The 20,714-nt window shown below is 62.5% G+C and carries 20 protein-coding genes; 9 read left to right on the top strand and 11 right to left on the bottom strand.

What is annotated here, in order from left to right; genetic code table 11:
• Positions 1 to 17 precede the first annotated feature (17 nt).
• A complete protein-coding gene (locus BBJ66_RS10575; protein ID WP_184344952.1) occupies positions 18 to 794 on the bottom strand; it encodes a metallophosphoesterase family protein in 777 nt (258 codons plus the stop codon).
• Between the two features lie 262 nt (positions 795 to 1,056).
• Here BBJ66_RS10575 and BBJ66_RS10570 point away from each other — a divergent pair, with 262 nt between their 5' ends.
• Complete coding sequence (locus BBJ66_RS10570; protein WP_049731705.1) at positions 1,057 to 2,184, top strand: monooxygenase; 1,128 nt, start codon at positions 1,057 to 1,059, stop codon at positions 2,182 to 2,184.
• 106 nt (positions 2,185 to 2,290) lie between these two features.
• Here the strand turns inward: BBJ66_RS10570 and BBJ66_RS10565 are convergent, their stop codons facing one another.
• Both BBJ66_RS10565 and BBJ66_RS10560 read right to left on the bottom strand, forming a co-directional pair.
• Positions 2,291 to 2,755, bottom strand: a complete 465-nt coding sequence (locus BBJ66_RS10565; protein WP_049731706.1) for an RrF2 family transcriptional regulator — start codon at positions 2,753 to 2,755, stop codon at positions 2,291 to 2,293.
• A gap of 164 nt (positions 2,756 to 2,919) precedes the next feature.
• A complete protein-coding gene (locus BBJ66_RS10560) occupies positions 2,920 to 3,708 on the bottom strand; it encodes an SDR family NAD(P)-dependent oxidoreductase (RefSeq protein ID WP_071086874.1) in 789 nt (262 codons plus the stop codon).
• Positions 3,709 to 3,852: 144 nt separating this feature from the next.
• On the opposite strand from BBJ66_RS10560, the gene BBJ66_RS10555 reads away from it, so the two are divergent.
• Complete coding sequence (locus BBJ66_RS10555; protein WP_049731708.1) at positions 3,853 to 4,623, top strand: TIM barrel protein; 771 nt, start codon at positions 3,853 to 3,855, stop codon at positions 4,621 to 4,623.
• Between the two features lie 349 nt (positions 4,624 to 4,972).
• On the opposite strand, the gene BBJ66_RS10550 is transcribed toward BBJ66_RS10555, so the two are convergent.
• Positions 4,973 to 5,509 carry a hypothetical protein gene (locus BBJ66_RS10550; protein ID WP_071086873.1) on the bottom strand — a complete coding sequence of 179 codons (537 nt, stop codon included), beginning with the start codon at positions 5,507 to 5,509 and terminating at the stop codon, positions 4,973 to 4,975.
• An 88-nt stretch (positions 5,510 to 5,597) separates the two neighbouring features.
• Between BBJ66_RS10550 and BBJ66_RS10545 the strand changes: the two genes are divergently transcribed.
• On the top strand, positions 5,598 to 6,071 hold the full coding sequence (locus tag BBJ66_RS10545) for a cupin domain-containing protein (RefSeq protein WP_049731496.1): 474 nt from the start codon (positions 5,598 to 5,600) through the stop codon (positions 6,069 to 6,071).
• A gap of 12 nt (positions 6,072 to 6,083) precedes the next feature.
• Here the strand turns inward: BBJ66_RS10545 and BBJ66_RS10540 are convergent, their stop codons facing one another.
• The 5 genes from BBJ66_RS10540 to BBJ66_RS10520 form a co-directional block, all read right to left on the bottom strand.
• A complete protein-coding gene (locus tag BBJ66_RS10540; protein WP_049731497.1) occupies positions 6,084 to 7,193 on the bottom strand; it encodes a sn-glycerol-3-phosphate import ATP-binding protein UgpC in 1,110 nt (369 codons plus the stop codon).
• Between the two features lie 12 nt (positions 7,194 to 7,205).
• Positions 7,206 to 8,120, bottom strand: a complete 915-nt coding sequence (locus BBJ66_RS10535; protein WP_071086871.1) for an ABC transporter permease subunit — start codon at positions 8,118 to 8,120, stop codon at positions 7,206 to 7,208.
• A 10-nt stretch (positions 8,121 to 8,130) separates the two neighbouring features.
• Complete coding sequence (locus BBJ66_RS10530; RefSeq protein WP_012485023.1) at positions 8,131 to 9,015, bottom strand: carbohydrate ABC transporter permease; 885 nt, start codon at positions 9,013 to 9,015, stop codon at positions 8,131 to 8,133.
• A 122-nt stretch (positions 9,016 to 9,137) separates the two neighbouring features.
• A complete protein-coding gene (locus BBJ66_RS10525; protein WP_049731499.1) occupies positions 9,138 to 10,493 on the bottom strand; it encodes an extracellular solute-binding protein in 1,356 nt (451 codons plus the stop codon).
• Between the two features lie 363 nt (positions 10,494 to 10,856).
• A complete protein-coding gene (locus BBJ66_RS10520; RefSeq protein WP_049731500.1) occupies positions 10,857 to 12,062 on the bottom strand; it encodes an ROK family transcriptional regulator in 1,206 nt (401 codons plus the stop codon).
• Positions 12,063 to 12,259: 197 nt separating this feature from the next.
• Between BBJ66_RS10520 and BBJ66_RS10515 the strand changes: the two genes are divergently transcribed.
• The 6 genes from BBJ66_RS10515 (at position 12,260) to BBJ66_RS10490 (ending at position 18,321) form a co-directional block, all read left to right on the top strand.
• Positions 12,260 to 13,498: an extracellular solute-binding protein gene (locus tag BBJ66_RS10515; RefSeq protein ID WP_071086869.1), complete on the top strand. Its 1,239-nt coding sequence runs from the start codon at positions 12,260 to 12,262 to the stop codon at positions 13,496 to 13,498.
• Between the two features lie 71 nt (positions 13,499 to 13,569).
• Positions 13,570 to 14,454: a carbohydrate ABC transporter permease gene (locus BBJ66_RS10510; RefSeq protein WP_071086867.1), complete on the top strand. Its 885-nt coding sequence runs from the start codon at positions 13,570 to 13,572 to the stop codon at positions 14,452 to 14,454.
• Positions 14,454 to 15,299: a carbohydrate ABC transporter permease gene (locus tag BBJ66_RS10505; RefSeq protein WP_071086864.1), complete on the top strand. Its 846-nt coding sequence runs from the start codon at positions 14,454 to 14,456 to the stop codon at positions 15,297 to 15,299. Before BBJ66_RS10510 ends, BBJ66_RS10505 begins: the two co-directional genes overlap by 1 nt.
• Positions 15,296 to 16,318 (top strand): SIS domain-containing protein, encoded by a 1,023-nt coding sequence (locus tag BBJ66_RS10500; protein WP_071086862.1) that lies wholly within the window; start codon positions 15,296 to 15,298, stop codon positions 16,316 to 16,318. The genes BBJ66_RS10505 and BBJ66_RS10500 overlap by 4 nt, the downstream gene beginning before the upstream one ends.
• Entirely contained in the window at positions 16,319 to 17,245 is a 927-nt protein-coding gene (locus BBJ66_RS10495; protein WP_049731505.1) for a PfkB family carbohydrate kinase, read from the top strand.
• Positions 17,242 to 18,321: an ABC transporter ATP-binding protein gene (locus tag BBJ66_RS10490; RefSeq protein WP_049731506.1), complete on the top strand. Its 1,080-nt coding sequence runs from the start codon at positions 17,242 to 17,244 to the stop codon at positions 18,319 to 18,321. The genes BBJ66_RS10495 and BBJ66_RS10490 overlap by 4 nt, the downstream gene beginning before the upstream one ends.
• Positions 18,322 to 18,347: 26 nt before the next feature.
• Here the strand turns inward: BBJ66_RS10490 and BBJ66_RS10485 are convergent, their stop codons facing one another.
• Entirely contained in the window at positions 18,348 to 19,175 is an 828-nt protein-coding gene (locus BBJ66_RS10485) for a glycoside hydrolase family 16 protein (protein ID WP_049731507.1), read from the bottom strand.
• 51 nt (positions 19,176 to 19,226) lie between these two features.
• Entirely contained in the window at positions 19,227 to 20,708 is a 1,482-nt protein-coding gene (locus BBJ66_RS10480) for a lipopolysaccharide biosynthesis protein (protein ID WP_049731508.1), read from the bottom strand.
• Between the last annotated feature and the right edge of the window lie 6 nt (positions 20,709 to 20,714).

Here is a 20,714-nt window from a genome sequence, read left to right as displayed (position 1 = left end):
GCCAATAAGGCAGGAAGTCAGGTGGAAAACAGATGCACCTTACCTTGCCACAGGCGTGCGACGGTGAGCTTGCCGCTGCGATAGGCGCGCGTATCGAGATTGAGCCGTCTCGGCCGTATGTCGGGCTCGTCGTTCGGCGTGTGACCATGAACGACGAGCTTCGGCAACGGCACCCGGCTTTCGAGAAACCGCTGGCGGATCATGACCAGATCCTCGTCGGTCTGCTCGCCAAGCGGCAGCTTCGGATTGATGCCGGCATGCACGAAAATCACGCTTGGCGTCTCCAGCATGACAGGCATCGCCCGCATGAAATCGATATGCGTGCGCGGCAGCGACTGGCGGAGGAAGGAATCGAGCTTTGCGCCGGTGGGAAAGACCAGCGGCAGGTGCTCCGGATCGAGACCATAGGATTTGAGCGACTCTGCCGAACCCATCCCCATCCACTCGTCATAGGAGATCCAGCCGTCGATATAGTCGAGCATGGCGATTTCATGATTGCCGGCAAGACAGATACGGTCGAAATCATCCGGCGGCGGCGCCATGAGGTGAGTAATGACCTGGGCCGATTCCGGCCCACGGTCGATATAGTCGCCAAGCGTCACGATCAGTTTACGTCCCGGCAGCCGCGCGGCGTCGCGCAGGATCGCCGCCTCGGCTTTCGCAAGCAGATCGTAGCGTCCATGAATGTCGCCGATCGCATAGGTCGGGATCGCGGCAATATCCAGCGTCAGACGTGGTCTCGACTGGCGTGCCATTTTCGAAACCTCGCTGTTGCGAGCAAGAGTATCGCTCATCATGTTTCTCAATCAAGGAAGCCCCACTTGACGGTAAGTAGAGGCGAAAACAAGGCAATCAAGCTGGTAAGAAAATTCAAAGCCTCGGGGTTTTGTAGAAAAACCGGCCTTATCAATCGAGGGCCGATCCCTCACTCCTGTATCCCTGCCATCGGCGCGACAATCAGAGCGATTTTCGGAAAGCGCGAGGCGCCGAGTCAACCTGTTGCAGCGCTCTTTACCCCTCCGAAAAGACGCAGAGCGCTGTAGGAAAGAGTGACCGATGGGAACGGTATCGCAATTTCAGGATAAAGTGAGGCCTCCTGCGCATCGCATCGAAAGTGAAGAGGAGGCGATATCCACCGCCCGCAGCCTCGCTGCCGCCTTCCGGCATCAGGCGAGCGAACGCGATATCAATCGCGTGCTGCCCTTTGCCGAACTCGACGCGCTGTCGGTTTCGGGACTGACGGCAATCGCTGTTCCGCCCGACCATCAAGGGCTCGACGTGTCGAACGCGCTGCTCGCTGAAATCGTCGCAATCATTGCCGAGGGCGATGCCTCGATCGGCGAGGCGCTGGAAAACCATTTTTGCGTGCTTGAAACGCTGCGCAGCCAGGCGACTGAGGATCTGCAGGCATCGCTGTTTGCCCGTGTGCTGCTCGGTGACCGCTTTGCCGGCGCTACCTTCGTCGACGGGGCCCAGCTTGCGGCCGAGGGCCCGGGCTGCCGCCTGAGCGGGCGAACGCGGCAAGCGCCCGGCATTCTATTTGCCGACTGGATCGCCGCTGCCGCCACCGCTCCACCCAGCCGTCTTGTGACGCTCTACCTCGCACGCAATGACGGAGGCCTGCAGGTGGTCGACGATTGGGACGGCTTCGGCCAGCGCACCAATGGCGCGGCGACAGCGATCGTCGGCATGCTTCACGTCAATGCCGATGCGATTGCGCCGGCCCCCTCCTCCGGCGTGTCGACCGGCACCTCGCTCGGCCTGCTGCTCAAGGCAAGTGTCAGCCTGGGTATCGCCCGGGCCGCATGGAGCGACCTGATGACGGTCATTGGCGATCGCGGCACAACGGTCCTTGCCCGGATCGGCGAACGCGCCATCCGCATCGAAGCGACGGCGGCAGCCTTGGAGCGGGCTGGCCGCAAACTCGACATTGCCCAGGTCAATCCCGTAGAGGCGGTGATGGCGGATGCACATTTCTCCGCTTCGGCGGCCGCGATCCTTGCCGGGGAAACGGCACTCGACACCGCAAACGCGCTGTTCGAACTGGCAGGGGAAACATCGGCCGGCATCGGACTCAATCTCGACCGGCATTGGCGCAATGCCCGCATTCATGCGTTATCGCTGCCACGCGAGAAACTGGTGCGTGCCGCAGGCGAATATCAGTCGAAGCCCGGCGACACCTAAAGCGCGTCGCATCAAACTTGATTCATGCGAGGCGCTTTAGCTCTTCGTTTTGATGCATGTCGTCATCCCGGAACCGCTACACACTTCCGGGCGACATGCATTCAATTCAGCTGGCGGCGGAGATCGGCAATTCTTCCTTGGCGCCGTCGATGCGGCCGCCGGTGGCGACGAATTGCTCGAGGCTCATATTGTCGAGAATGGCGGCGATCGCGTCACGAACATCGGTCATCGAGCGCCGCACCTGACAGGTTTCCGGATCGGCGCAGTCGTCGCAGGCCTCGTAAGCCGTACGGCTGGCACAGCGGATCGGCGCCAGCGGCCCATCGAGCGTGCGGATGACGTGGCCGATGCGGATTTCGGAGGCCGGCCGCGACAGGGAATACCCGCCGCCCGGCCCCTTCTTCGAGCGCAGGATGCCGACATTGCGCAGTTCGAGCAGAATGGTGTCGAGAAACTTCTTCGGGATATTGTTGCGGGCGGCGATGTCATTGATGAAGGCGGTCTCACCCGGCGCCAGCCGCGCCAGATCCACCAGCGCCTTCAGCCCATATTTTCCCTTTTTCGTCAGCATCGTCGTTGCCCTGTAGAAAACGCAGTATTTATCCCGCCAATAGCAGGCAAATAGCGTCAAAAACGTGAACATACAACAAAATAGCTATTATTTATAGCTTATATCGGCAACGTCCACAGGCTGCCCGGCGACCTTGGAAGGAACGCCGAGCGCTGTAGCCTCGCTCAGATCGTCTTCAGCATGCCGCCATCGACGAAATAGGTGGAACCGATGCAATAGCTCGCGCGCTCCGAACTCAGGAAGACGAAGACGTTTGCCAGCTCTTCCGGCGTCCCGAACCGTTTGGAGGCGGCGTGCTCGTTGGCGACGCTCTGCAGATAGCCCTCCCAGTTCCCGCCGGTTTCGGCCGTCAACTGCTTGGCGGTCTTGATCCAGTCGGGCGTCAGGATCAAGCCGGCATTGACGCAGTTGACGCGGATATTGTCCGGGATGAGTTCGGTCGAAAGCGTCTTCGAAAACATCATCAGCGCCGACTTGCTGACATTGTAGATCGGCTCGTACCAGAGCGGCTGGACGGCGCAGATCGAGGCATTGTGCAGGATGACACCGCCGCCGCGCCTCTTCATCTGAGGAGCGATGCCGCGCGCCAGCCGCACGGCGGCCATCACATGCAGGTCCCAATAGCTCTGCCACTTCTCGTCGGGCGCCTCCATCACCGTCTCGTTCGAGCCGGTACCGGCATTGTTGATGAGGATATCGGCACCGCCTTTTTCGGCCGCCGCCGCAATGATCGCCTCGGTTCCGGCAACCGTCGCCACATCGGCGGCAATAGCGGCGGCGCCGACGCCGTACTTCTCGGCGATCCGGGCGGCTTCCGCCTCGAGCCGTTCGCCGCCGCGGGCAGCCAGCACGAGATTGGAGCCCTCGGCCGCCAGCCCCTCGGCGATCGCCAAGCCAATGCCGACAGAGGCGCCTGTTATGACGGCGGTCTTTCCCTTCAGTCCCAGATCCATATTTTCCTCCGCGCAAGCGGCCGGGCGGGTCCGGCCTGATGTGCCGAGTGTTCCGCCAATGAAACCGGGCGTCAAGCGCTGAGACGCCTCTTGCGGCAGCCACCGATCTGTCGCAGCCTGCATCCACATATGCGAGGAGTTTTCATGCGACGTTATTCAGCCTGCATAGAGTGGCTGTTTGCCGAAGAGGGCGACAGCTTTCCCGATCGCATCCGCCACGCTCATGCAGGCGGCCTGACGGCGATCGAATTCTGGCGCTGGACCGACAAGGATCTGGACGCGATCGAGGCAGCACTCGATGAAACCGGTCTTGCCGTTACCAGTCTCGTCGCCGAGCCGATGATCGCGCTGACCGATGCCGGCAACCGGCAGGCTTGGCTGAAAGGCTTGGCCCAATCCGTCGCCGCGGCAAAGCGTCTCGGCGCGCCGGTGCTGATTGCCCAGGCCGGCAACGATCTTCCGGGCGTGAGCCGCGAAGAGCAGCGCCGGGCACTCACCGAAACGCTGAAGGCCGGTGCTGACATTCTTGCAGGCAGCGGTGTGCGCCTCGGCGTCGAGCCGCTCAACATCCGCATCGATCATGTCGGCTATTTCCTCGATTCGACCCGCGAGGGCCTCGACATCATCGATGACGTCGCCCGCCTCGAGATCGGCATCGTCTACGACATCTACCATTCCGCCGTCATGGACGAGCGCACGGAAGAGGTGCTCGACGGCCGTCTCGACCGGATCTTCCATGTCCATGTCGCCGATCATCCCGGCCGCAACGAACCGGGCTCCGGCGGCATCGACCTTTCCCACCGCCTCGGCTGGATCTTCGCCAACGGCTACGACGGCGCCGTCGGCCTGGAATACCGGCCGACCAGACCCGGCGCCGACGCAGTCAAGGCCGCGATCGCGTCGCTCGACGCCTAGAGCCTTTCCTGGTTAGATTGAAGCATTCTGCCGGAGCAGGTTTTCGTCAGGGCAGAGGCGATTGGCGACGGGCATACCCCAGGTACGGCCGAGCCGATCGCCTCTGATCCTGGCTAGAGATGCCCGGCCCTCCGGCCGCACCGCTTCGCCGTGGCGAAGCGATCAGTGCGTCCGGCGATTCCCAAGTCTTGCAGATTTGCCAGGCAAATCTGCGGGAGGGTTGGCTGAAACGGGCCGGCTGATCGACCGGCCGGCTTGGCCGTAGAGCTGGGCTACGACGCGCGCCGGCCGGTCGACCATCCGACTCCGTTTGAGCCAACAGAATGCTTCAATCTAACCAGGAAAGGCTCTAGATCGGGTTTGCGCCTTCCGCAAAAGCTTCAAGCTCGGGGTCAAAATCGACCTCGACGACATTGTTGAAGACGGCGGTGGCCAGCATGATGCCGGCAAAAGCGGCGAGATCGACCAGCACCTTGGTCGCGTAGCGCTGTTTCAGCTTCGCCCAGAGCTCGACGGGAACAGCGTTGGAATCGGTGACAACAGCCCTGCCGAAGGCGTCGAGCAGCGCTTCCGTTTGAGAAAGCTCCAGCGCGTCCGGATCGAAACCGTTATTGATCAGCGCCCGGCGAAAGAAGGTGATGGCGATCTTCGATTTCGCCGCCTTCGAGATCGCATGCGAGAAGATCCAGATCTCCCGGTCGCTGATGACGGGATCGAGCTCGGCCCGCAACGTGAACCATTCGGCGTAGATGCGATGGGCGGCCGGCGAATGCAGGAGAGTCCGCTTCATATTGGTCATGCGCCCGCGCAGCCTGACTTCCTCGTCATGTGCCGCCCGAACCTCTTGCGATGCGGTATCGTAATCGATCTGCGGGAGGTGGCTCATCGGGTGAAACGCTTTCCTTGAAGATAAATCCGCTTGGCCGCCGCGCGGCGCCTACCTAGATTGTTTACACCGAAGATGGAGGCAGCGCATGAGCGACGACCACGAGCATTCGCATATCGACTGGCGGGAACATGGCGTCAAGGTCATTCCCGGCAATTCGCTCGATGCGAACACCGCGCAGACGCCGGGCATGAACCGCGCCGCCGCGATCAACAATGCCCGCGCCGGCGCCGAGAAGATCTGGGCCGGCACGGTGACGATCCATGCCAACGCCAAGACCGGCGCCCATCATCACGGCGATCTCGAAAGCATCATCTATGTGGTCAAGGGCAAGGCCCGGATGCGCTGGGGCGAGCATCTGGAATTTACCGCCGAGGCTGGCCCCGGCGATTTCATCTATGTCCCGCCCTATGTGCCGCATCAGGAGATCAATGCCAGTCGCGACGAGACGCTGGAATGCGTGCTCGTCCGCTCAGGCCAGGAACCTGTTGTCGTCAACCTCGATATCGAGCCTGTGGAGAAGCCGGAAGATGTGCCCTGGATCGACCCGATCCATCGCTGATGCCAACGCCCGTCAGGCGTGAACCGCATCCGCCCCGCTCGTGGCCGGCTTCTCGATGATCCGGCCGGTATCGGCGGCATAAAGGTGGATCGCATTGTGATCGATCGCGATGCCGATCAGGTCGCCCGACTTCACGGTCACGGCCTCGGTCAGCGCCACGGCGAAGGGCAGCCCGTCGAAATCGGCATGAACGACACGGCTCGCGCCGAGTTCCTCGATGAAGTCGGCCGTTGCAACCAGGGCGCCGGGCGCATCCGGCGCCACCAGCCGGGCGGCTTCGGCGCGCATGCCGAGCACGACCCGTTTGCCTTTCAGGCTCGCAGCGCGCTCGCGCGGCAAAGCGATCTTGCGGCTCTGGTCGTAGACGAAGACGCCCTCGTCGTTGATCGTGCCTTCGAGCAGGTTCATTGCCGGCGTGCCGACGAAGCCGGCGACGAAACGCGACACCGGATGATGATAGACCTCCTCAGGCGTGCCGACCTGCTCCACCCTGCCGCCGTTCATCACTACCAGCCGGTCGGCCAGCGTCATCGCCTCGGTCTGGTCATGCGTGACGAAGATCGAGGTGGCCCCGAGACGGCGGTGCAGGCGGCGGATTTCGGCGCGCATGGCGATGCGCAGCTTGGCGTCGAGGTTCGACAGCGGCTCGTCGAAGAGGAACACCTTCGGTTCGCGGATCATCGCGCGGCCCATGGCGACGCGCTGGCGCTGGCCGCCGGAAAGGGCGGCGGGCCGGCGGTCGAGGAAGGGTTCGAGGCTGAGCGCCTTGGCAACCTCGGCGACGCGGCGCTCACGCTCCGCCTTCGCGACCCTCGCCACCTTCAAGGCATAACCGATATTCTCGGCGACCGTCATGTGCGGATAGAGCGCATAGTTCTGGAACACCATGGCGCAGCCGCGCTCGCGCGGCTCCAGTTGGTTGACGACACGTCCGTCGATGGCGATTTCGCCGCCGCTGATTTCCTCGAGGCCGGCGATCATGCGCAGCAGCGTGGATTTGCCGCAGCCGGACGGACCGAGGATGACGATAAATTCGCCGGTCTGGATCTCCAGGTCGACGCCGTGAACGACGGGAGTCTTGCCGTAGCTCTTTTTCACATCACGGATTGAGATCGGTGCCACAGGACTGCTCCTTCACTTCTCGGTAGAGATAAGGCCACGCACGAACCAGCGCTGCATCAGGATGACGAGCACCAGCGGCGGCGACATGATGATAAGTGTACTTGCCATGGCGACGTTCCAGTCGGGCAGGCCAAATTCGGACGGGATGAGGGTCTTGAGCTGCGTCACCGCAATGCCGAAATTCGGATCGGTGGTGATCAGCAATGGCCAGAGATACTGGTTCCAGGCCCAGACGAACATGATGGTGAACAGCGCGATCATGTTTGGCCGCGACAGCGGCACCAGAATGTCCCAGAAAAACCGGACCGGACCCGACCCGTCCATCTTCGAGGCCTCGGCAAGCTCGTCGGGAACGGTCAGGTAAAACTGGCGGTAAAGGAAGGTACCGGTCGCGGTGGCGACGAGCGGCGCCACGAGACCGGTATAGGAATTCAACAGACCCCATTCGAGCTTGATCTGGATGCCGGACACCCAGGCGACCAGCGCAGTGATTCCGGTGATATCGAGGATCGTCTGGAAAGGCTGCAGCGCGTTGGCGGCAATCGAATAGGTCGGCACGATGCGCACTTCCAGCGGCAGCATCAGCGTGATGAAGATGATCCAGAAGATCAGATGTCGGCCGCGGAAGCGAAAGTAGACGATCGAGAAGGCCGCCATGGCCGAAAGGATGACCTTGCCGGCGCCGACCGCTGTGGCGAAGATGATGCTGTGGATCAGCTTGTTGCCGAGATCGGCGCGGGTCCAGGCAGCCTGTGCATTTTCCCAGAAATGCGAACTCGGGGTCAGCGGCAGCGGCACGCGGTTGACCGTCTCCAGATCGAGCGTCGATGCGATGATGACGATGACGAAAGGCAGAAGCGCGATCACCATGCCGAGCGCGAGAATGGTGTAGCAGATAAAGTTGAATATCGGCGTGCGTTCGATCATGTCCGCGACCTCACTTGTAGTGCACGCGCCGCTCGATGAAGCGGAACTGGAAGATGGTGAGCAGGACGACGAGCGCCATCAGGATGATCGACTGGGCGGCGGCGCCCGAATAATCGAGCCCCCTGAAGCCGTCGAAATAGATCTTGTAGACCATGAGTTCGGTCGCCCGCGCCGGTCCGCCCTGCGTCATGACGTCGACGATGCCGAAAGAATCCTGGAAGCTTTCGGTGATGTTGATGACGAGCAGGAAAAACAAGGTCGGCGTCAGCAGCGGCAACTGGAGATCCCACATGCGGCGCAGCGGCCCGGAGCCGTCCATGGCCGCGGCCTCGATCAGCGAACGCGGAATGCCCTGGAGAGCCGAAAGGAAGAAGATGAAATTATAGCCGATATATTTCCAGGAAAAAGCAATGATGACGGCGATCATCGCATCCTTGCCGTCGAGCGCCGGATTCCACAGACCCGGCCAGACATGGTTGATGACGGAGAGAAGGCCGGCCTCCGGCGCCAGGATGAAGCGGAAGGCGAGTCCGAGAGCGGGCGCGGCAATCGCGTAAGGCCAGATGAAGACCGAACGGTAGATTTTGTGGCCGCGCAGTTCACGATCCGTCAAAAGCGCCAGGATGAGCGCCATCCCCATGGCGATGGCGGTCGAGCTGAAGCCGAAGATCATGCTGCGGGTGATCGACTCCCAATAGATCGGATCGCTGAGCAACTGCTTGAAATTGTCGAAACCGACCCAGGCATTGCCGCCGCCCCATGGCTGCTCGAGCGTGAAGGCCCAATAGAGCGCCTGCGCACTCGGCCAGTAGAAGAAGACGAAGATCAGCAGCAGCATCGGAAAGGCGAAGAGCAGTCCGATCGTCGTCGAGGAGAAAGTGACGCGCTTTTCCATGAGTGGTCGTTTTCGCCATAGTTAGGCGCGGCGGCAGTTCGCATCCGCGACTGATTAAGAGAGCTTACAAAGACGCACCCGGCGCGCGCGCAAGGCGGCCGGGTGCGGCTCATATCAGCCGATCAGGGGAGCTGAACGTTCTTGTAGGTCTGCTGGAAGCGGCGCAGCAGCTGGTTGCCGCGTTCGGCAGCGCCGTCGAGCGAAGCCTGGACGTCGGCATTGTTGACGAAAATCGCCTGCAGGCCGTTGGCGAGCTCGGTGCGGACCTGCAGCAGGCCGCCGAGGCGGATGCCGTGCGGCGCCGTGTCGTCGGCGGGCGATGTGGTCAGGCTCTGGATGGCGAGTTCGCGGCCGGCGTACGGTGCCTTGTCGTAGAAGCCCTGCTTCTTCAGGTACTCGAAGCCGGAGTTGCGAACCGGGATGTAGCCGGTCACGGTCGACCAGGTGAGGGCTTCTTCCGGCTTGGCGATGAAGTTGAAGAAGGCAGCGGCAGCCTTGTATTCGGCGTCGGTGTGGCCTTTCAGAACCCAGAGCGACGCGCCGCCGACATAGGAGCTGTGGCGGGTTGCATTGCCATAGGTCGGGAGCATCGCAACGCCCCAGTTCATGCCCTGCTTGGCGGTGCGGCCGATATTGCCGTGGTCGCCGACCGAGGTCAGGATGACCTGGCAATCGCCGGCGGCGAAGGCTTCGACGAAGGTCTGGCCGACGGCCTTGTTCTTGATGAAGGCCAGTTTGTTGTCGTACCAGGACTTGAGGTCCTTGATGTAGCTGACGAGCAGCGGGTTCTTGTTGTAGGTCAGCTCGGCGTCGAGGCCTTCAAAGCCGTTCTTCTTCGTCGCGATCGCCTCGCCGTTGACGGCTTCGAACTGCTCGATGTACTGCCAGACTTCGTTGCTGGAGATGTCGAAGGCGAGCGGGCAGGCATAACCTGCATCCTTCAGAGCCTTGAAATCTTCGCCGGCTTCCTGCCAGGTGGCCGGAGCATGGTCCTTGCCGATCTTGGCGAAGGCATCCTTGTTCCAGTAGAGCAGCGCGGTCGAGGAGTTGAAGGGGAAGGAATACATCTCGCCCTTCGATGTCGCATAATAGTTTGCGATGCCGGAGAAATAATCCTTCCAGTCGACGGTGTAGCCCATGTCGGTCATCAGCTGGTTGGCCGGGTAGTAGGCGCCGGAAAGCATGATGTCGAGCGTGCCGGCGTCGGAGACCTGAGCGATGGTCGGCTGCTTGCCGGCGCGGAAGGCTGCGATCGTGTTCTGCAGGGAAGCGTCGTAGCTGCCCTGGCTGGTGCAGACGACTTCGTAATCGGCCTGCGACTGGTTGAACCGATCGCACTGTTCCTGGACACGCTTTGCGATGTCGCCGGAATTGCCGAACCAGAAGTCAATCTTGGTCTTATCGGCGGCGGCAGCGGGACCGGCAAGAAACGCTGTAGCGAGAAGGGCGCCAACGGCGCCGAGAAGCTTGGATTGCATGAGAACCTCGAACGTAAAAGGGACGCGCACTTTCGGCGCACGCCCTATTAGCTGGTCCATATTGCCGCGGCCAATGAATATTACATGACATGAAACGATCGAAATCGTGCCGTCACAAAACCTTCATTCGGATGTTATTTGCCGCAGCCGAGGCTATATTTAGAGAAGCCCCGCCAGCCTCCCCAGCGCACTGCCGAACAATCTTATTTGTATGCGAATAATCAGGATTTTCAAGGGTTTTCAATATTTGCCTATATTGCGATGCAGCATCGCTATTGGCGAATACTCGCGCATGAAAACTTGCAAATTCGGCTATCTCTTTGCCCTTGCACTGCTGTGCAACGCCTGGTTTCAGCCCTGGGATTAGAGGAAATCCTTTAAAATTGCGGCAAAGCGGGGATCGAATGCACGGCTGATCGGTCCGGCGGCGGCGCCGATCGCCACCGACCAGGGATCGGCCATGCCGGGCTGCAGGCGCGGCAGCATTCGGCCGGGTCGTTCAGCGATTGAGGGCAGCAACGGGCCGATGGCCGCTATCAACCTGTTCACCAGCGCTTCCGGCGCACTGCCGCAGAGGATCACGGTCTCCGGATCGAAGACCGTTTCGATGAGATGGATGCTCCAGCGCAGGTCTGCTGCCGCCGCTTCGACCCAGGTTTCGATGCTTTGATCACCCCTTGAGGCAAGATCGTTGATGCGTGCATGCAGGCCGGGATCGGCGGGATCGGCCGAGAGATGCTGATAGAGCGAGGCGAGTGAAGCGCGATGTTCGAGCGGCGTCGATTTGCCGTCGGCAAACAGCAGCGCCATGCCGATCTCGCCGGCATTACCGTTGGCGCCACAGTAGAGCTCACCGTTCAGAATGAGGCCGGCGCCGATGCCGTAGCCGACGAAGAGGCAGACGGCATGGTCGAGACCATGGGCGGCTCCGACCATGCGCTCGGCGGTCGCCGCCGCCGCCGCATCGTTCTGCAGGCCGACATCGAGCCCGGTGCCGGCGGTCAGTGTGTCCAGCAGCGGAAACTTCTGCCAGGCTTCCATCATCCACGGATCGTCGCCGCTGCCGGCGACCCCGAAGGGTCCCGGCATGGCGGCACCGAGGCCGACCAGCCGCTTTTCCGACTGCTGGACGATGCCGGCCAGCCTGGAACGCACATCGGCGACGAGATCGAGGATGACCTTTGTGCCCGTCGACGGGCCGCCTGGCGGAAGGCCGGCTTCTGCGCGCACGAGAACACTGCCGATGAGATCGACGGCAACCGCCCGCGTCACATGCCGGTCGATCTGCAGGCCGATCGCGAAGGCGCCTTCGGGCACCAGCCGGTAGGGCGTCGAGGGCTGCCCCCTGCCCTTGCGCACCGGCTCCTGCGAACAGACGAGCCCATCACGCTCGAGTTCCTCGATGATATTGGATACCGTCTGCTTGGTCAGCCACGTCGCCCGCGCCAGATCGGCCCGTGAAAGCTGACCATTGACCCTCAAGGCGTCGATCATCACACGCCGGTTGTGCGCGCTGGTGCCTTCGTGGTTGGTGCCGCTCTTGGCCCGGATCGGCCTGACGTCATTCATGTGCAATTGCCTCTTGACTCCAGTAGAATGTTCAAGAAGTAATAAGTCAAGACAATTGACTTAATAAGGGACCGGAGAGTTCCAGGGAACGCAGGATGCCGACAACGGCTCCGACGACGCTCCGAGACGATTTCTCGAACACCGGTGGCGGAGGGCCGCCCTCGGCAATGCGTAAATGTCAAAAACTGGAGGCTGCAATGCTGAAATCCTTTACCAAGACGCTTCTGGGTGCGGCTTTGATCGGCGCATCTCTTGTACCGCACGCTTTCGCCGAGACGACGCTGAACGCGCTTTTCATGGCGCAGGCCGCTTACAGCGAGGCCGATGTGCGCGCCATGACCGATGCCTTCGCCAAGGCGAACCCCGAGATCAAGGTCAATCTCGAATTCGTTCCCTACGAGGGCCTGCACGACAAGACCGTGCTGGCGCAGGGTTCCGGCGGCGGTTACGACGTCGTCCTCTTCGACGTCATCTGGCCGGCCGAATATGCCACCAACAAGGTGCTGGTCGACGTCTCCTCCCGTATCACCGAGGAGATGAAGAAAGGCGTGCTGCCGGGCGCCTGGACCACGGTGCAGTATGACGGCAAATATTACGGCATGCCGTGGATCCTCGATACCAAATACCTGTTCTACAACAAGGAAATCCTCGAAAAGGCCGGCATCAACGCGCCGCCGAAGACCTGGGACGAACTGACCGAGCAGGCAAAGACGATCAAGGACAAGGGTCTGCTCGCCACCCCGATCGCCTGGAGCTGGTCGCAGGCCGAAGCGGCGATCTGCGACTACACCACGCTCGTCAGCGCCTATGGCGGCGATTTCCTCAAGGATGGCAAGCCGGCCTTCCAGAGCGGCGGCGGTCTCGACGCTCTGAAATACATGGTCTCCAGCTATTCCTCCGGCCTGACCAATCCGAACTCCAAGGAGTTCCTGGAAGAGGACGTCCGCAAAGTCTTCGAAAACGGCGATGCCGCCTTCGCGCTCAACTGGACCTACATGTACAACATGGCCAACGACCCGAAGGACAGCAAGGTCGCGGGCAAGGTCGGCGTCGTGCCGGCGCCGGGTGTCGCCGGCAAGAGCGAGGCTTCGGCCGTCAACGGCTCGATGGGCCTCGGCATCACCTCCGCCAGTAAACATCCTGACGAGGCCTGGAAATACATCACCTTCATGACCTCACAGGCGACGCAGAATACCTATGCCAAGCTCAGCCTGCCGATCTGGGCCTCCTCCTACGCGGACCCGGCCGTTACCAAGGGCCAGGAAGAGCTGATCTCCGCAGCCAAGGTCGGCCTCGCCGCCATGTATCCGCGCCCGACGACGCCGAAATATCAGGAGCTTTCGACCGCGCTGCAGCAGGCGATCCAGGAATCGCTGCTCGGCCAGTCCACGCCTGAGGACGCGCTGAAGTCGGCGGCCGATAATAGCGGCCTCTGAAGCCGGCACGAACTCCGGGCGGCGCCTGTCGCCGCCCCCTCCAAACCTATGAATGAAGAAGGGTCGCCTCGATGTCGGGCACATGGCTGACAACCCGCGCGTGGCTTTTGATGCTGCCGCTTCTCATGGTCATGATCTCGGTCATCGGCTGGCCGCTGGTCGATACCGTCGGCCTCTCCTTCACCGATGCCAAGCTCGTCGGCACGGAAGGCAGCTTCGTCGGCATCGACAATTATGTGAAGATGCTCTCCGGCTCGAATTTCCAGCGCACGCTGATCACCACCGCATGGTTCGCCGTCGTCTCGGTCGCCGCCGAAATGGTGATCGGCGTGCTCGCCGCCCTGCTGCTGAACCAGCAGTTCCGCGGCCGCACGGCGCTGCGCGCCCTGATGATCCTGCCCTGGGCGCTGCCGACCGTCGTCAACGCCACGCTCTGGCGGCTGATCTACAATCCTGAGTACGGTGCACTCAACGCCGCGCTGACGCAGCTCGGCCTGCTCGACGCCTATCGCTCCTGGCTCGGCGAGCCGGGCACGGCGCTCGCCGCCCTCATCGTCGCCGACTGCTGGAAGAACTTCCCGCTGGTGGCGCTGATCGCGCTCGCCGCACTCCAGGCCGTGCCGCGCGACATTACTGCCGCCTCGCTCGTCGACGGCGCCGGCGCTTTCGCCCGCTTCCGCTTCGTCATCCTGCCCTATCTCGCCGGGCCGCTGATGGTGGCGCTGGTGCTGCGCACGATCGAAGCCTTCAAAGTGTTCGACATCATCTGGGTCATGACCCGCGGCGGCCCGGCCAACAGCACCCGCACACTGTCGATCCTCGTCTATCAGGAAGCCTTCTCCTTCCAGCGGGCGGGATCGGGCGCATCGCTGGCCCTGATCGTCACGCTGCTGGTGACGCTGCTTGCCGCCGGCTATGCCGCCCTGGTGCGCAAGACCGCCGGGAGTGCGACCTGATGGAACGCCAAAATCCGCTCTTCTCAGCCTTCATCTATGTCTGCGCGCTGCTGCTTGCCGCCGTCATTCTGGCACCGATCCTGTGGCTGTTCATCATGAGCATCTCGCCGGCCGCCGACCTTGCCGCAAAGCCGCTGCGCTGGTGGCCGCAGACGGCGGATTTCTCCCGTTACGCCGTCCTGCTTTCGACGCTGGAAAACAGCGCCGGCGCCGCCTTCACCTCGTCGCTGCGCAACAGCATCGAGGTGGCGGGCATGGCGACGATCGCCGCCATCGCGCTTGCCATTCCGGCTGGTTGGGCAGTGTCGCGCACGCCCTCTGTAGGATGGTCGCTGTCGATGGTGATCGCCACCTATATGCTGCCGCCGGTGGCGCTCGCCGTGCCGCTCTATATGGGGCTCTCTCATCTCGGCATGCTCAACAACGTCTTCGGCCTTGCCTTGGTCTATCTGACGATCCTCGCCCCCTTCACCACATGGCTGATGAAATCCGGCTTCGATTCCATTCCGCGCGAGATCGAATCCGCCGCGATGATCGATGGCGCCGGCCTGTTCCAGACGCTGAGGATCATCACGCTGCCGCTCGCCGCCCCTGTGGTCGCGACATCGAGCCTCTTCGCATTCCTTCTTGCCTGGGATGAATTCTTCTATGCGCTGCTCTTCACCTCGGACCAGCGCGCCAAGACGCTGACCGTTGCCATTGCCGATCTCGCCGGCGGCCGCGTTTCCGATTACGGATTGATCGCCACGGCAGGCGTGCTCGCCGCCCTGCCCCCGGTGCTGATCGGTCTCGTCATGCAACGCGCCCTGATTTCAGGGCTCACCAGCGGCGGCGTCAAGGGATGACGATGACAACAGAAAGAATCCGGCCGGCCGGGCTTGCGGCGATCGACCGCGAGATGGCCCGTCAGCACACCGATGCGCTCGCCTCCTATGAAGCCGTCGCACCGATGGCAGAAAGAACCGCCGCCTCGCTTGAGAAAACCAGCCGGCTGCTCCTGCTCGGCATGGGCGGCTCGCATGCGGTCAACCGCGCCGTCGAGCCGCTCTACCGGGGCCTCGGCATCGATGCCGTCGCCTTGCCGCTGTCCGAACAACTCGGCCAGCCGCTGCCGATCACCGACAGGACGGTCTTCGTTACCTCGCAATCCGGCGAGAGCGCCGAGGTCCTGCGCTGGTTCGGAGAGACCGGCGGCACGGCGGAAACCTTCGGCCTGACACTGGAAGCCAGCTCCTTCCTCGCCAGAACCGCCCCGTCGCTGGTCGGCAGCGGCGGCACCGAGCTTGCCTTCGCCGCCACCCGCAGCCTGACGGTGACCTTCGCCCTGCATCTGGCAATTCTTTCCGCCCTCGGCGAAGATCCCGCCACCGCACTTGCCGTGCTCAGGACGCCCGAAGACCATGACATCGCCGCTGCCCTCGCTGCCCTCGAAAACGTCGCGACCGTCGTCACCTCAGGTCGCCGCCTGCAGGGTGTTGCCGAGGCTTTGGCTCTCGGGCTGACGGAGCTGTCGCGCCGGCCCTGCTTTTCTCTCGAAGGCGGCCAGCTGCGCCATGGGCCGATGGAGATGCTGGGACCGGAGATCGGCCTCGTGCTGTTCCGCGGCCTGGACGAGACATCAGGCCTCGTCACCGCAATGGCGGTATCCGCCGTCGAGACCGGCGCCCCTGTCGTCCTCTTCGACGCATCGGCCGAAACCCCGGTCGCCGGGGCGGTGACGATCCGCTTTGCCCCTGCAACCGGCCTCGCGGCAATCTTCGCCATGCTGCCGGTTGCCCAGCGGCTGATGATCGCCTTTGCCGACGCCCGCGTCGACAATGCCGGAACGCCGGTCCGTTCCACCAAGATTACCCGGAGTGAATGAATGCGGCCGCTTGCAGTCATCGGCAACGTCAATGTCGACCTCATCCTCGGACCGGCCGCGCCGTGGCCGAAGGCCGGAACGGAAATCATCGTCGATCATGACGAGCTCCGTGTCGGCGGAGCAGCCGGCAACAGCGCGCTCGCCTGGCAGGCGCTCGGCATCGAATTCGAGATCGCCGCCAATATCGGCAGCGATCAGTTCGGCCGCTGGCTCGCCGAAGCCTTCGGGCATCGCGCCGAGAAGTGGCCGGTCCGCCCGGAGAGAACGACGCTCTCCGTCGGCATCACCCATCCGGATGGCGAGCGTACCTTCTTCACGACGACCGGCCACCTGCCGCGCTTCAGCCTCGCCGACGTCTTCGCCGTTATCGACGGCGAAAGGCTGCGCGGCGGCTACGCGCTCCTCTGCGGCGGCTTTCTCACCGACGACCTGGCGAGCGAATATGACGCCTTCTTCGACTGGGCCGACAGCCACGACATCACCGTCGCGCTCGATACCGGCTGGCCGCTCGACGGCTGGACCGAAGAAAATTGCGCGGCCGCCCGCGCCTGGCTTTCGCGCAGCGGCATCGCCCTGCTGAACGAGGTCGAGACGACGACGCTTGCCGGCATCAACGATCCGATCGAGGCCGCCCGCGAGATCAGGTCGCATATGCCGGAAGGCGGGATCGTCGTCGTCAAGCGCGGCCCGGACGGCGCCATCGCCATCGGGCCGGATGGCCTGCCGGCGTCGGTGGCCGCGCCCGTCGTCAAGGTCGTCGACACGATCGGCGCCGGCGATGTCTTCAACGCCGGCTTCCTGGCAGCATTGGCAGATGGCAAACCGCTGGCTTCCTGCCTGGCGGCGGGGACGCAGGTTGCCTCGCGTGCCATCTCCACCCTTCCCCGCAGCTACGGTCCGTCATCCCCACAGGAGACCGTGCGATGAGCGCGCTCGACATCCAAAACATCCGCAAGACCTATGGCGAGGTCGAGACGCTGAAAGGCATCGACATCTCGCTGGAAAGCGGAGAGTTCCTCGTGCTGCTCGGCTCGTCGGGCTGCGGCAAGTCCACGCTGCTCAACATCATTGCCGGCCTTGCCGAGGCGACGAGCGGCGACGTCAGGATCGGCGGGCGCTCGGTGCTCGGCGTACATCCGAAGGACCGCGACATCGCCATGGTCTTTCAATCCTATGCGCTCTATCCCAATCTGACGGTGCACAGGAACATCGGCTTCGGCCTGGAAATGCGCAAGGTGCCGGCGGGCGAGCGTGACAGGGCCGTGCGCGATGCCGCAAAGCTCCTGCAGATCGAAAACCTCCTAGACCGCAAGCCGAGCCAGCTTTCCGGCGGCCAGCGCCAGCGCGTCGCGATCGGCCGCGCGCTGGTGCGCAAGCCGGAGGTGTTCCTCTTCGACGAGCCGCTTTCCAATCTCGACGCCAAGCTGCGCATGGAGATGCGCACCGAGATCAAGCGGCTGCACCAGATGCTGAAGACGACGGTGGTCTATGTGACCCATGACCAGATCGAGGCGATGACGCTGGCAAGCCGCATCGCCGTCATGCGCGACGGCCGCATCGAGCAGCTCGGCACGCCCGAGGAGATCTACAACCATCCGGCAACGCTCTATGTCGCCACCTTCGTCGGCGCCCCGCCGATGAACCTGCTGAAAGCGACAGTGCGTGACGGCCGGCTGGCGCTTTCAGGCTCCGATGCCACTCTGCCCCTGCCCGCCCGTTTCCGCGATGCGGCCGGCAACGGCCGCGATCTCGTCCTCGGCATCCGTCCCGAGGCGCTTCGCACTGACGGCGCCGGCCTATCGATCGAGGCAACCGCGGAGGTCGCGGAACTGACCGGCCCTGAACTGGTCGTCACCGCCCTTGCCGGAAATCAGCGGCTGATGGCCTGCCTGCCGCCGCGCACGCCGATCGGCGACAACGAAAAACTGACCCTCTTCTTCGACGAGGAAGCGATGCATCTCTTCGACCCGGAAACGGGTCTCAGCTGCCTCCGCGCACAATAGACCGGTCGGACGCCGTGAACTGTCGTTCAATTTGCCGCGTCGGCAGGCTTTCGCTTGTACACATGGATATAATCGACGAGCAGAATGGAAGGGTTCGGCGTTTCATCGATCGGCCATCCCGAGCCGAGCGCCAGATTGACCAGTGGATAAAACGGCATGTGAAACTCCTTCGGGGTGTCGAAGCTCCAGAGGTACTGGCGATCCAGATAGAAGGTCGTCTTGTCAGCCTGGATATCGACGCCGTAGGTATGATACTCGCTGTTTAGAATTCCGTTCTCGACCGTTTTCCAATAGCCGCCGGTCGAGTTCTGGCCGCCTTGGCTCTGACGCCAGACATGAAAACCCATGCTGAATTCGTAGGGCGCGCGTCCGTAATATTCCAGCACGTCGATTTCGGCGGTGTATTTCGACCGGTCGAGCCCGATCAGCCAGAATGCCGGCCAGACGCCCTTGCCCGGCGGCAGCTTCATTCGTGCTTCGAAATAGCCGAACTGCTGCGAGAAACCTTCGCCCTTCGGGTTCACCGACGACAGCAAACCCGAGCGCCAGGTGCCATCGGCCTCCTTGCGCGCTTCGATTTTCAGAATTCCCTGATCGGTGGTAAACGGAAAGCCGGGAGCCGGGTCGGTGAAACGGGCATCACCGAAATCGCCGTTCCAGGGCGTATGGGCGATCCAGCGGGAGCTTTTCTCTCCCCAGGCCGAAACGTCGAGATTGTCGAAACTCTCCTCGAATGTCAGCTGATATGCATCGATATTGAGCGGTTCCTGGGCCACGCTGGGCCGGCCGGGCAACGCCCCCAGACCGAGAACGACGAGCAGGCCGAGCCCTTTGGCAGATATCCCGTAACGCATTGTTACTCCTTTAAAAACGCCGAACCAATCATTGCGCTGCACTTTTCCCGATCATGAAGTAAGAACCCCGTTTCGTCGCGGCATGAGCCTTTGAACGACGATCGTTTCGATACCATCAGGCCTTCCGACCATCTGCCACAGCAGCAAGGCGACAACCCAGAAAATGCCCGCTGCCGCCCCGCCGCAAAGCGCGACACAGGCGATAAGGGTGACACCGACGGGCATGGCGACGAGCATCGGCTCCATCCAGAGCAGGAAGGCGATCATCGGCAGGCTCGCGGCCAGCGGCCGGCAAAAGGAATTCAATTGCGCGGCAAAACTCGCGCCGATCAGCCGCCGCGTAATGACGAGCGACGCGCCGTAGGCGACGAGGACTGCCACGATCCGCGCGCCGAGCGCCCCTGCCACCTGAAAATAGGCGATGCCCAGAATGGTGACCGGCACCCTGACGGCGAACTCGACAAACATCCTGAGAGCGACATAACGGGTATTGTTCATGACCATGGCCAATGGCGGCATCATGTTCGTGGGAAGACCGAGCAGGCTGACAAGGCACAGCCATTGCAGGATCGGCGCGGACGATGCCCATTTCTCGCCGACGAGAATACGCACGGTCGGCTCGGCGAGAAGGGCAAGCGCGATGAGAACGGGGGCCGCGACGAAGGTGATCGCATTCGTCGCCTTCAGATAGGCGGCGATCAGGTTGCGGCGGTCTTCGACCGTGGAGAAGGCCGCCATCAGCGGGCGCAGCAACGGCCCGACAAAGGTCTGATACGGAATAGCCGCGATATTGTCGGCGACGCTGAAGGCGCCGAACGTCGATAAGCCCGTAAAACGCGGCAGAAGCAGCCGGTCCAGCTGCCAATTGATCGAACTCAGCACCTGCGACACGGTATTCCAGCTGATCATGTCCTGAAAATGCTTCCATTCGGAAAGGCTGAACGTCGGTCGCATCGGCGCAAAGACATAGGAGGTGATCATCGCCGCCGTCGGGCCGGCGACCGCTCCGATCGCCAGCCCCCAATAGCTGCCTGTTGCCACAGCCACACCCACGCCGAACAGCAATGTCGATCCCTTGGCGATGAGATCGAGCGCGAACTCGCGTTTGAAATCGAACCGCTGCATGAAAAGAACCATGCGCGGACTGACCATGCTGCGCATGGCAGGCGCGATCGACAGAACGGCGACAAGGGCGAAAAGCCGAGAATCGTCGTAGATCAGCGCCATTGGCCAGGAGATGAGCATCATCAGCAGGCTGATGGCCAGTCCTCTCAGCAGGCTGAGAGTGAAGGCCGTGGCGAACATCTCGTCCGAAGGCGACGATTGGCGCATCAGCGCCTGCGTCAACGGCAGGTCCAGGATCGCCTCGACGATGACCAGAACCGACGTCGCAATGGCGACCAGGCCGAAATCCGCAGGGCTCAACAGCCTTGCCAGGACAAGAAGGCTGACGAAATCGAGCATCCGCGCCAGGAATTTTCCACTGATGGTCCAGATGCTCGCCGTCGCCGTCCTCTGAGATACGCTTGACATGATCTG

The organism is Rhizobium sp. RSm-3 (assembly GCF_001854685.1).
Lineage (GTDB): Bacteria > Pseudomonadota > Alphaproteobacteria > Rhizobiales > Rhizobiaceae > Rhizobium > Rhizobium ecuadorense.
The sequence above is the reverse complement of the archived record's forward strand: the minus strand, read 5'-3'. Positions and strand labels throughout refer to the sequence as shown.